The following is a 13,047-nucleotide window of genomic DNA, read 5'->3' on the forward strand; positions in this document are numbered from 1 at the left end:
TAACGCAAAGTTTAAAGAAGTGTGTTCTATTTCTAGATAAGCAAAGAAGTGTGGCTGCGACACTGAATAAGCATTCGTTTTCAGTTAGTAAGAAATTTTGATGAAAATGCAATGATTTTTAAAGGCATAATATATAGTATAATAAAAGGAAATATTAAAGTATAACATCCTTTTCAGTTTTATTATTATGTTAAATATTCCTGTTAAAAAATATTAAAATAGTATTTTTATTTTAATACCACATTAAAATACTGGTAACACTGCACCGCTAAATTTGTCCTCAAAAAAAATGAAGAAGACTTTAGCTACTTTTGCTGTTTTTTTACTCCCCCTTTACCTTACTGCCCAAGAAATTAACATTTCCGGAAATGTAAAATCCGAAAACGGTTCCAGTGTTTCCGGAGTAAGCATTACCGACAAAAACACCGGGAAAACGACGGTGACGGATGAAAGCGGTAATTTTACAATTTCTGCCAATCCTAAAGACGTCCTTGAATTTTATGCTCCTGATTTTTCAATGTATACTGTGGAGGTTTCTTCCAAAAGACAGTATGCTGTTGTTTTGAAAAAAGCGGATGAGAAACAAATTGAAGGTATCGTTATTACCGCCTTAGGAATTGCCAAAAAGAAAGAAAAGATAGGCTATGCCACCCAGGAAGTTGGCACCAAACAGTTTGAAACCATTACCACTCCGAGTATAGGAAATTTATTCTCAGGACAGGTGGCCGGCCTTAATGTATCCAACCCTACAGGAATGCAGCAGGCTCCGCAATTTACGTTGAGAGGAAATTCCAATCTGGTTTTCGTGATCGATGGGGTAATTGTTGAGAGAGAAGTTTTTCAGAACCTGGATCCCAACAATATTGAAAACATCAATGTTCTGAAAGGAGCAACCGCTTCTGCACTGTATGGTTCAAGAGGAAGATATGGAGCTGTTTTAATCACCACTAAAAGTGCCAGGAAAAAAGGTTTTTCTGTAGAATTTTCACAAAATACGATGGTGACGGCAGGATTTACCAATCTTCCGAAAACCCAAAACGAGTACGGAAACGGATCACATGGAAAATATGAATTCTGGGACGGAGCTGACGGTGGTGTGAATGATGGTGACATGATCTGGGGTCCGAAATTTGTTCCCGGACTGAAAATTGCGCAGTGGAACAGCCCGATCAGAGATAAGATGACAGGGCAGGTGATTCCGTGGTACGGTGCGGTAGCAGGAACTCAGTACAATGACAAATCAAGATATGAAAGAGTGCCTATCGATTGGAAGTATCATGATAACTTAGATATCTTTTTAAAGCCTGCGGTGATCAATAATAACAGTTTTGCAGTAAGCTATAGAAACAATAAAGATATCTACAGGCTATCCGGAAATTTTATGAATTATGACGACAGAATTCCCGGTTCCTATCTTCAGCGCTATGGTGTGAACTTTTCTTCTGAAAATCATTTGGGAGAAAAATTAACCTTCGATACCAAATTCAATTTTAACCAAACATTCACGCCCAATATTCCCAACTACGATTATAACCCAAGCGGGCACATGTACACCATCCTGATCTGGATGGGAGCGGATGTAGACGGAAGAGACCTTAAAAACCACATGTGGATCCCGGGGAAAGAAGGTACTGCACAGGCTAACTGGAATTATGCATGGTACAATAATCCATGGTTCGGAGCCGAATATTACAAGAATAAAAATAGGACCAACATCATTAATGCACAGACTGGTCTGGAATATAAAGCCACTGAAGATTTCTCAGTAAAAGGGAAAATATCCATTGTTGAAAATCACAACAAACAGGAAATATTAAGTCCTTATTCTTACTTCAACTACAGTGCTCCAAGAAGTGGAGGTTATCTCCTTAATGATTCCAAAACATGGAATATGAACTCCGATATCTTAGCCACCTACAAGAAAAAGATATCAGATAACTTCGATTTTACAATCAATGCCGGAGGATCAACATTCTATTATAAGAACGATATCGACAATGCTTCAACAGACGGGCTGAAAATTCCGGAACTGTATACCCTGGAAAACTCAACCGGAGCTATAAAGTATTATGATTATCTTAAGGAAAAGCTGATCTACAGTGCCTACTCAACGATTGATATTGGATTGTATAATGCTTTTTTCATCAATGTTTCAGGACGTAATGACTGGTCCTCTACCCTTCCGAAAGCCAACAGATCTTATTTTTATCCTTCTGCATCGGTAAGTGCGGTTATTTCGAATCTTGTTAAAATGCCGGAAGCTGTTAATCTTTTAAAACTTTCAGCTTCGTGGGCCAAGGTAGCTTATGATTTCCAGCCCTATTCGATAAGGAATTATTATCTGAATAATAAAGGAGCCACCTTTAACGGAAATCCGATGTTTAATTATCCTACTATCCTCAATGTGGAAAATTCTTTAAAGCCGGAGCAGACCAAATCTTATGAATTGGGCTTAAGCGCTGGCTTATTCAAGAACAGAGTTACTTTAGATGTTACTTATTTCAGTACATTGGATTATAACAATATCCTGGAATTCCCGGCTGCTCCGTCATCAGGTTTTACTTCTCAATATGTAAACGGAAACGAGTATACAACAAAAGGTTTAGAGATCTCTTTAGGCCTGGTTCCTGTAAAAACAGCCAATTTTACCTGGAGATCTTTAATCAACTGGAGTACGTATGAACAGAAGCTTACTTCTATTTATGGCGATATGCCGAACTACAACAATATCCAGCTCGGCGAAAGAATGGACAGCTACTACGATTATACCTGGAAGAAATCCCCGGACGGAAAAGTAATTCTGAATGCTGCCACAGGAATGCCTACAAGAGCGGATACCCAAAGTAATCTGGGCCACTTCAACCCGGATTGGACATTTGGTTTCAATAATACTTTTAAATATAAAAAGTTATCCCTGAATATCGGAATTGACGGAAGCATAGGGGGTGTCATGAGATCCCAGGTCGTAGAAAAAATGTGGTGGGGCGGAAAACATCCGAACTCAACAGCCTACAGAGACCTTGAATATGCCAATCCGGGAACGTATTATTTTGTACCGGACGGTGTCAATTATAATGCGGCTACCGGAACCTATACCCCACACACAAAGCCGATCAGCTTTCAGGACTGGGCACAGAATTATCCTTATCAGGCAAGGGTAACAGAGGATGAAAGTGAATTGTTTGCAAATGTTTTCGACAGAACTTTTATCAAACTGAGATCTGTAGTCCTGGAATATGATTTTTCTTATCTCCTTAATCCAAAAGGAATGATCAAAAATTTCACAGCCAATATTTCAGCTTACAATCTGGCCATGTGGAAAAAGTCTAAGAATCTTTATTCCGACCCGGATTACCAGCTCAAGAAAGATAACAATGATATCCAGGATCCTTCCAGCAGATGGATAGGCATCGGGTTTAATCTTAAATTTTAATTAAAAAGTATCCTGAACAATGAAAAAGACTATCAATTTTATAGCGAAACCGCAAAATAATACAATGATCAAATGGCTAAAGTCGGCAGCTTTTGCAGGACTGCTGATTCTCACTTCATGCGAGACCGATCTTGACAAAATCAACGAAAATCCTAATGATCAGGCCAGTGTAGATCCTAAAGTTCTCCTGACGTATGTTTCAAAAGATGCTTTCCAGATCAACGGCGACAATATGTATGCCTCAAGAATGATGATCGGTACAGACGGAGAAAACACTTATCAGTACATGAAATGGAACGACGCCTCTTTCGAAGTATACACCAAAGGGCTTCTGAACACAGTAAAAATGATGCAGGAAGCCGAGAAGATCAATAATAAGAACTACACTGCTATTGGTAAATTCTACAGAGCCTATTATTTTTTTAATTTAAGTTTAAAATTCGGAAGTATCCCATACACAGAAGCTGCCAAAGGTGAATCCGGAATTACCCAGCCGAAATACGACAGCCAGGAAACAGTAATGGCCGGCATTTTATCAGAACTGAAAGAAGCCAATGATCTCATCAATAGCAATGATAAAATTGAAGGCGATATTATCTATAACGGTGATGCTTCAAAATGGAAAAAGCTGATCAACTCTTTCCGATTGAAGATCTTAATAACCATGTCTAAAAAATCTACCCTGGGAAGCTATAATGTAGCCACTGAATTTGCGTCTATTGCAGGAAGCCAGGCATTAATGACATCTATTTCAGATAATGGAGAGCTTAAATTTGCTGATGTGGCAGACAGCAGATATACCATGTTCAATAACAGTGGTTACGGATCAAGTTTATACATGGCTGATTATTTTATTAACCTTTTTAAGGCCAGACAAGACCCACGTCTGTTTACCTTTGCAGCTCAAACTACAGGCGCGAAAGAGGCAGGAAAACCCGTGACAGATTTTACAGGATACAATGGAGGTAACCCAACGTCTTCCTATTCTGACAATGCAGCACTGATTACAGCAAAAAATATCTCTAAGGTAAATGACCGTTTTTATAAAGATCCTACCAATGAGCCTTCTTCTGTCTTAAGTTATTCCGAACTGGAATTTATCCTTGCTGAAGCAGCAGCCAGAGGATGGATCCCGGGACCGGCAAAAACACATTATGACAATGCCATAAAAGCGAGCTTTAGTTTTTATCAGACTTATGTAAAAAATCCGGGACAATATTTCTCAGGCTTTAATGTGAATCAGTATCTGGCAACCCCATTAGTCATTTACAATGAGGCTGATCCTCTTCAAACCTCTTTGGAAAAGATCATGACTCAAAAATATATGACGATGTTCCATCAGAGCCAATGGACCTCTTATTATGATTATTTAAGAACAGGATATCCAAATTACCCTCTGCAGACAGGAGTTTCTGCGCCATTCAGATTCAGGTATCCGCAAGCCGAGTACAGCTATAACAGCACCAATTTAAAAGCCGCACTGGCTGCCCAGTACGGAGGAAATGATAATATCAATTCTAAACCATGGTGGCTGCAGTAAGAACTTAATATTTATATAAAAAACAGATAAACCGCAGGAAAATCCAATAACTTGCGGTTTATTTCTTATTTTGATTGAACATGAACAGAAGAGAATTTTTAGAAAAGTCAAGCCTTTTGCTGGCCGGGCTGGGAACTTCAAGCGTTCTTCACCCTGCTATTTTAAAAGCACTGGCCATTGAACCGGCAGCACTGTCTACTTTTTATGATGCGGAACATGTAGTGATCCTGATGCAGGAAAACCGTTCTTTTGACCATGCTTTCGGAGCATTGAAAGGAGTAAGGGGCTTCCTTGACAAAAGAGCTTTCATTAAAGAGGATGGACATTCCGTTTTTTTTCAAAAGGATGATGCAGGAAAATATGCTGCTCCTGCAAGATTAGATCTCAGAAATACTAAATCTACGTGGATGAGCTCTCTGCCCCATTCCTGGTCGGATCAGCAGAAAGCATTAAACAAAAGAAAATATGACAAGTGGCTGCAGTTTAAAGCCTCCGGAAATAAAGACTACAAAAGTATTCCGCTTACTTTGGGCTATTATAATCGGGAAGATCTTCCATTTTATTATCAGCTGGCAGATGCATTCACCATATTTGATCAATATTTTTGCTCTTCACTTACAGGAACCACTCCGAACAGACTTTTTCACTGGTCCGGTACTCTCAGGGAGCAACAGAACGGCAAAGTAAAAGCGAATGTCTACAATGAAAACATTGATTATGATAAAGCCAGACAGGCACGCTGGAAAAGCTTTCCTGAATTATTGGAGGAACAGAATGTTTCGTGGAAAATCTACCAGAACGAGATCAGTCTTCCCAAAGGAATGTCCGGAGAACAGGAAGCGTGGCTGAGTAATTTCACCGATAATCCCATTGAATGGTTTTCAAAATTCAATGTCAAATTTTCAAAAGGCTATTATCAGAATATTCCTAAAATTATTGCTTACCTGAAAGAGGAAACCGGAAAAAAACCGGATCAGAAGAAAAAACTGGAAGCAATGATTGCTGAGCTTGAAGAAGACCAGATCAAATACGCTCCCGAAAATTATTCCAAACTTTCACAGCAGGAAAAAAACCTTCACGAAAAAGCCTTTACAACTAATAGTAATGATCCTGACTATTGGAACTTAGAAATCGGAAGTGACGAAAACGGAGAAAGGCTGGTCGTTCCGAAAGGAGATGTACTGTTCCAGTTCCGCAAAGATGTGGAAGAGAAAAAACTTCCGCTGGTTTCATGGCTGGTGGCTCCTGAGCATTTTTCTGACCATCCGGGATCACCATGGTATGGCGCCTGGTATATTTCGGAGGTTTTAAATATTCTTACCAAAGATCCTGAAACCTGGAAAAAAACCATTTTCATCATCAATTATGATGAAAACGACGGCTATTTTGACCACGTTCTTCCATTTGCCCCACCGCTCAACCCGAGCCAACCGGTTGATATGAATGGTAAAGAAGGGGTGGAATATGTGGATAAATCCCAGGAATACATGTCTGTTCTTCCATTGAAAGACCATGAAAGAATAGAAGGCACTGTTGGTTTAGGCTACAGGGTTCCGATGATCATTGCATCACCCTGGACGAAAGGCGGCTTTGTCAATTCTGAGGTTTCCGATCATACTTCCGTTCTGCAGTTTCTGGAGAAATTTATTCAGAAAAAATACCGGAAAGATGTTAAAGTTGACACTATCAGCGACTGGAGAAGGGCGATTTGCGGCGATCTGACTTCTGCCTTTAATTCTTCCAATACACAGGCTCCGCAGATGGATTATCTGGATCAAAAAGATTATGCAAAGACCATCAATGCTGCCAAAAGCAAGCCTGTTCCGGATCTTAAATGGTATAAAGAAAATGAAATCAGCGACAGTCTTCTTGAAATTCAGGAAAGGGGGATCAAACCTTCCCATCCGCTTCCTTATCATTACCATGTCAATCTGGAAAACAGCAAGATCAAAATGACCAATTTAAAAGAAGCCGGAGTTCCTTTGTTAGTTTATGACAGAATGCAATTGAATAGCAATAATTATCACTTCTCTTATGCTCTTTATTCTAGACAGGAGCTGTCACATACTGTAAATTCCGGAAAATATGATTATGAAGTTTTCGGGCCTAATGGTTTTTTCCGGAAATTCAGCGGAAATAATCCTGACATAGAAGTACAGCTGATTGATAACGGTTTGAAGAATCAGGCAGAATTGGTTTTCAGAAAGAAAAAGGCAAACGTATCTGTTGTTTTGGAAGATCTGTATGAAAAGAAGAAAAAAACAATCGCCTTACATCAAACAGAAGAAAAAATAACAGTTGATCTCAATAAAAATAAAGGTTGGTATGATCTAAAAGTAATATTTGATGATCATATCTGGCATTTTGCCGGAAGAACGGAAACCGGAAAAGTTTCCATTTCAGATCCTCACTGGGCATAACAAAAAAATGATAAGAAGTAAAGCCTTACACAAATTGTGTAAGGCTTTTGTTATGATTACAATCATAGATTAAGATGCTGGTTTTATATAATTTACATGTAAGTATTTTAATGAATAATAGAATATTGTAATGAAATAGTTAATAATATTTAAAAAAGATAATTTTATTGATATTATTGACTGATTTTGATTAAATTCACCTAACTAATTAACAGCGTCATGAAAAAATCAACATTAAGCCTTGCAGTATGTTTTATTACTGCTGCAATTTCCGGCAACTTACAAGCGCAGGATACCAATACTGACAATCACACCATCACAATTTCTATTCCTGAAGTTGCATTGGTAGATATTGAGCCAGCTGCAACGAAGAACATTACATTGGGATTTACAGCTCCAACAGAAGCAGGTAATCCTATTACTCCGACTACTTCCAATAACACCCTTTGGCTGAATTATTCATCTATCAAATCTGTGGCAGATCCTACACGTAATGTATCTGTGAAGGTAAATGCTCTTATTCCCGGAATTGACATCAATGTAACTGCAGCAGCGGCTACAGGTAGTGGTGGAGGTACATTAGGTACACCAGCAGCTCAGCTTACACTGAGTGCAGCAGACCAAACTATTATTTCAGGGATTGGAAGTGCTTACACAGGAAACGGGGCCAATAATGGCCACAACCTTACATATGCCCTAGCTGCAGGAAGCGGACCTGGAGGAGTAGCGGTATATGCAGATCTGCAGGCAACAGCTAGTACTGTGGCTACGGTAACTTATACGATCGCAGATAACTAATCTCATTTCAATTTAAGATAAAACAAGAAGAAGTCGTTTATCAGCTTCTTCTCGGTTTTATATGGTCAACGATTAAATTCTAAACTTTTACATGATTATGATAAAGCGTATTTTTTTTCTGATGTTCCTGATGCTGCAATTTAGCTTTCTACATGCGGGTATCGTGGTCCTGAACGGTCTTACCCATACTTACAAAGTGGAAAACGGAAAAGTATATAAAGGAAAAATTGGGATTGAAAATACAGGAAGCACTCCGCAAAATGTAAAATTATTCTTACAGGATTTCACCTATAAGGCCGACGGATCTATACATTATACCGAAATACGTACTAATAACAGAAGTAATGGCGACTGGATAAAACTTAATACCAATCTGATCACTCTGAAGGCAAAGGAAAAAGCCGAAGTATTTTATGAAATTACCGTTCCCAACCAGCCTGCCGATCCCGGAAGCTATTGGAGCGTTATTATTGTAGAACCTGTAGAAGAGATTAAGCCCAGCAATGATAAAGCAGGAGTAAATATTACTTCTGTGATACGCTACGCTATCCAGGTGATCACTGACTATGAATCTGAAAAAGCAAAACCTGACCTAAAATTTGAAAGTGTAAAAGTAGAGAAAGAAGACGGAAGACAAACCGCAAAAATTGCCATAGCTAATAACGGCGATCTCTATTGTAAATCCTCTGTAGCCATTGAAATCTACAACCGTAAAACCGGAGAACGATTGGGAAGCTACTCGAGCATTGCAATGGGATTGTTACCCCATACCTCCAAATCATTCCATATTGATATCAGCAAAGTTCCGGCAGATCAATACAAAGCAGTCCTGATTGCCACCGATGAAGAAGAGAATGCATTTGCTCTCAATGTGGAATTAGAAGTTAAGAATGATTAAAACCTGGATTTTATATATCGTCCTACTATCACTATTCCCGGCACATATTTTTTCTCAGCAGCTGCCCAATGCATTGGCCAGTAAAAAAGATAGCCTAATGCCGGGCATGTCTACTTCTATTTCCTTTGCCTTAGAAAACACGTCAGCTGAAAACAAGATATATGATATTACTGTTACTGCTTCAAGTCCTTTCCTCACCCCTATTTTAGAAAAAGCGGAACTCAAAATACCAGCCAACGAAAAAACAGTTTATATTGTTCCTATCCGAATTGCAGCGGAAGCAGCACAAGGCATATATTCGGTTATTCTACACGGAAGAGATCAATATGACGGAACGGTTTTTACCAAAATCTCCCAGGTTCGTATTTCCGGAAACAGAAAGCTTAGTCTTACTTCATTAAATTCGCCGGAGTTCATCAGAGCCGGTGAAACGATCCGGGCATCCTTTCTTTTAAAAAACAACGGAAATATAACTGAACGACTCATTCTGGAAAGTAAAAATGCCGTAGTTGACCATGATGCATCTATAACTTTAGCCCCGAACGAATCAAAAATAATTAATATCTATAAAATCACGAATGCAGAACTTGGTCAAAATGAATTTCAGAATCTCAACCTTTCCGTTTACTCACCGGACAATCTTAAAGAAAATCAGACAACCTATGTCAGCGTAAAAGTGATATCGGTAAAACCTGTAGAAGACGATATTTACCACAGGCTTCCTGTTTCCGCTTCCTTATCATTTATCGGGATGAAAAATATGGGCATTTACAATGACGGATTTCAAGGCGAAATATATGGGAAGGGAAGTCTGGACAAAGAAAATAAAAACCAGATCGAATTTCGCGCTGTATCTCACAATCCTGTAGAATTTAATTCTTTTACTCAGTATGAAGAATATTTTGTTAATTACAAAAGAAATAACTTCTTTGTTCATCTGGGTGATAAAATGTATTCAGCTTCTTTTTTAACTGAATTTGCAAGATACGGCCGTGGAGCAGAAATTCGTTATGATTTAAAAAAAATCAGCTTTGGTGGCTTTTATAATCATCCCAGGTTTTTTCGGGATATTAAGGATGAGTTCAATATTTACTCGACCTTTAAAATCCACAAGGAGTCTGAAATCACTGCAGGATATCTTTACAAAATTCCGCGGAAGGAAGAAATTAATTTCGGAAATATCAGACTGAATTCTGAAACTCATCTTCCCTACACTGCAGGGAAATTCAAAATTTCAAAAAATATAAGTTTTTCCGGAGAGGCTGCATATAGCAAAAATGAACAATTAGAAGGAACAGCATATATGGCTCAGGCTCAGGCTTCTTTTGAAAAGCTTAATGGCAATGTAATGTACATGCGGGCCAGTCCTGAATTTGCAGGCTACTTTACCAACACCAGCACGTTTAACGGAAACCTGCAGTATAATGTTTCTAAGAAAATTAATGTATTCGCCAATTATGTACAGGATGCCAAAAATTTTCAACGGGATACTTTATTTCTTGCAGCGCCATACAGAAGCTTTCTTCAGTATGGGATACAGTACAAATATCTTCCAACCGGTCTGGTAACGTTTTATAACGGGTTTCAAAAGTATCAGGACCGTCTGGAGCCTAAACAGTTTGATTATTATGAACAATATTTTAAAGTAAGTATTGATCAAAAGGTAGGAATGTTTCAGGTAAACCTTCAGGGACAGCTTGGAAAGACCAATAATTACCTGAGTGGATTTAATGGAAATTCCAGTTTCTATACTACCAATATATCCTTTGAAAAGTTTAGAACTTCCTTCAATCTCTATGCAAGCTATGCCATTACTTCGAGATATCAGTTGCAGAATCAGAAGCAGATTTATTATGGGGCCAGAATCTTCAGCAGGTTTACTGATAAGACCAGTTTAAGTCTTTTTTACCAGAATAACTATATGCCGGAAGAATATTTCAGGGACAGGAATCTTTTTGAAGTATTATTTCATCAGCAGGTTTTTCCTGGCAGTGATATTGATCTTTCGGGCAGGTATTCATTACAGCGCGGTGAGCTGGGTAATAAGGATTTTGTATTTTCTTTACGTTATACTCTGCGCCTTAATGTACCGGTAGAAAAAACTGCCGAGTATACTTCTTTGGCAGGAAACATCAGTAACCTGGGGGTGAAAAAGACAGAAGGAATCAAATTAATGCTTGGAAGCCATTTATCCATTACAGACAAAGAAGGGAATTATCTTTTTAAAAATATTGTTCCTGGAGATTATTTTCTTGAAATAGACCGTTCTACAACAGAAATTAATGATATCCCAGATATTTCTTTGCCTGCATCATTGCATCTCATTAATAAAGAGAATACTTTCAATTTCGGACTCACTACTGCATCTACTATTAAAGGGATTATCCTACTTTCTGAAGATGATGAAAAAAATAAATACAGCTTTGTACAGCTTCAGTCTAAAACAGAAAAAAAGAAGAGACAAAGCATCATTATTGAAGTATCAGATGGTGAGCAGACTTACCGCAAAATAGCATTTATTGGAGAAACATTTGATTTTACTTATTTGCGGCCAGGTGAATGGAAAGTGAAACTTTACAGAAACGGTTTGGACAAACGGTATAAAATAGCTGCTGACTCATTTCAATGCAGTCTTAAACCGTCACAAACACAGAATATAGCTATTCATATCGTCAAGCAGCAAAGTGAAATTAAATACCAACAGGAAACAATTAAGGTGGGCTACAATGAAATAAAAAAGAAAAAATGAAATTAAAAGAACCTATAATATATCTGACTTTCTTTATGATCCCCTGCGCAATATTTTCTCAGAGCACTATCGCTGTGACACTTCCTCTTGTGACCTTAATGGATATAGAACCTGCCGGAACATTTACTCTGAATTTTACGGCACCTACTGAGGCTGGCCAGGCTTTAACGGTCCCCCCAGCCAATACTACCAAATGGGTTAATTATACTTCAGCTATTGCATCGGGAGGACTTACGAGAAGAATTACAGCCTCTATAAATCAGTTAATCCCCGGAGTCAGCATAAGAATACAGGCAGCTGCAGCTTCTGGTGCCGGTGGCGGAGTATTAGGGACATCATCCGGGCTAGTTACCCTGTCTACAACTGCTACAAATATCATTACAGGAATAGGTGGTGCATTTACCGGAACCGGAGCTAATAACGGCCACAGATTAACAATCAGTCTTGCTGTAAGCACTTATGCTAATCTTTCTGCCCATACCAATACACCTATTGTTATAACTTATACTATCACGGAATAAAATGAAAAAAGGAATGAACCCTATTGCTATTATAGCTCATCGCAAAATATTTTCTATAAAGTATTATATCTGCTTTACTTTCTTTTTCATATTCTGTTCTCACAGTAAAGCACAATCTGTAACAGTTCCTGTTACCAACTGGAATGCTACCATTCCCGCAATTACAGAAGCGGGAAGTGACTATAGCGGGACTTATAGCAGCCCGACGAACCAGGCTAGCATTAATGTTGGTTTACCGGCATTACTTGGAAGCGTCAAAGTATATGTACATTATGAAGGTAACCCTACCTGGAACAGTTCTTTGGTTTTATCTGCAAAAAGAACAAGCAATGGATCCACACTTTGTGTAGGGTGTGCTATATCGGGTGGAACTAATTATATTACCGTTCCTCTTACTGCTGTTGAATTATTCAGAATATCCACTATTTTATCGGTTACATCTTATACTGGTATTAATATACAATACCAGGTAAGCGGTGTATCTGTAACGCTTCCTTCAGCAACTTATAACAGTAGAATAGTTTTTACCGTAAGTAATTAATGAGTGATAAGTTATTATGATGAGTTACCTGATTGGAGGTATAAAACAAAAAAAAGTCTCATACAAACTGTGTTGTATGAGACTTTTAATAAAAACTGGCGGCGGCCTACTCTCCCGCTTTCGCAGTACCATCGGCGCTGGTGGGCT

General features: G+C 38.5%; 8 protein-coding genes. All 8 read left to right on the forward strand.

Going from position 1 to position 13,047, the window contains the following annotated elements:
- Positions 1–289 precede the first annotated feature (289 nt).
- The 8 genes from DRF61_RS21350 to DRF61_RS21385 all read left to right on the forward strand — a co-directional run bounded on the left by DRF61_RS21350 (position 290) and on the right by DRF61_RS21385 (position 12,900).
- Positions 290–3,433: a SusC/RagA family TonB-linked outer membrane protein gene (locus DRF61_RS21350; protein ID WP_111960885.1), complete on the forward strand. Its 3,144-nt coding sequence runs from the start codon at positions 290–292 to the stop codon at positions 3,431–3,433.
- 64 nt (positions 3,434–3,497) lie between these two features.
- Positions 3,498–4,973, forward strand: a complete 1,476-nt coding sequence (locus DRF61_RS21355; protein ID WP_111960892.1) for a SusD/RagB family nutrient-binding outer membrane lipoprotein — start codon at positions 3,498–3,500, stop codon at positions 4,971–4,973.
- Between the two features lie 80 nt (positions 4,974–5,053).
- Positions 5,054–7,393 (forward strand): phosphocholine-specific phospholipase C, encoded by a 2,340-nt coding sequence (locus DRF61_RS21360; protein ID WP_111960886.1) that lies wholly within the window; start codon positions 5,054–5,056, stop codon positions 7,391–7,393.
- A 219-nt stretch (positions 7,394–7,612) separates the two neighbouring features.
- Positions 7,613–8,191 (forward strand): hypothetical protein, encoded by a 579-nt coding sequence (locus DRF61_RS21365; RefSeq protein WP_111960887.1) that lies wholly within the window; start codon positions 7,613–7,615, stop codon positions 8,189–8,191.
- A gap of 97 nt (positions 8,192–8,288) precedes the next feature.
- Positions 8,289–9,089 carry a WxL protein host-binding domain-containing protein gene (locus DRF61_RS21370; RefSeq protein ID WP_111960893.1) on the forward strand — a complete coding sequence of 267 codons (801 nt, stop codon included), beginning with the start codon at positions 8,289–8,291 and terminating at the stop codon, positions 9,087–9,089.
- On the forward strand, positions 9,082–11,838 hold the full coding sequence (locus DRF61_RS21375; protein ID WP_111960888.1) for a COG1470 family protein: 2,757 nt from the start codon (positions 9,082–9,084) through the stop codon (positions 11,836–11,838). The genes DRF61_RS21370 and DRF61_RS21375 overlap by 8 nt, the downstream gene beginning before the upstream one ends.
- The gene (locus tag DRF61_RS21380; protein ID WP_111960889.1) at positions 11,835–12,359 is read left to right on the forward strand and encodes a hypothetical protein; all 525 of its coding nucleotides are present in this window, start codon (positions 11,835–11,837) and stop codon (positions 12,357–12,359) included. Before DRF61_RS21375 ends, DRF61_RS21380 begins: the two co-directional genes overlap by 4 nt.
- 1 nt (position 12,360) lies before the next feature.
- Positions 12,361–12,900: a hypothetical protein gene (locus tag DRF61_RS21385; protein ID WP_111960890.1), complete on the forward strand. Its 540-nt coding sequence runs from the start codon at positions 12,361–12,363 to the stop codon at positions 12,898–12,900.
- Positions 12,901–13,047 lie beyond the last annotated feature (147 nt).

This window comes from Chryseobacterium lathyri, assembly GCF_003290185.1.
Classification (GTDB): domain Bacteria; phylum Bacteroidota; class Bacteroidia; order Flavobacteriales; family Weeksellaceae; genus Chryseobacterium; species Chryseobacterium lathyri.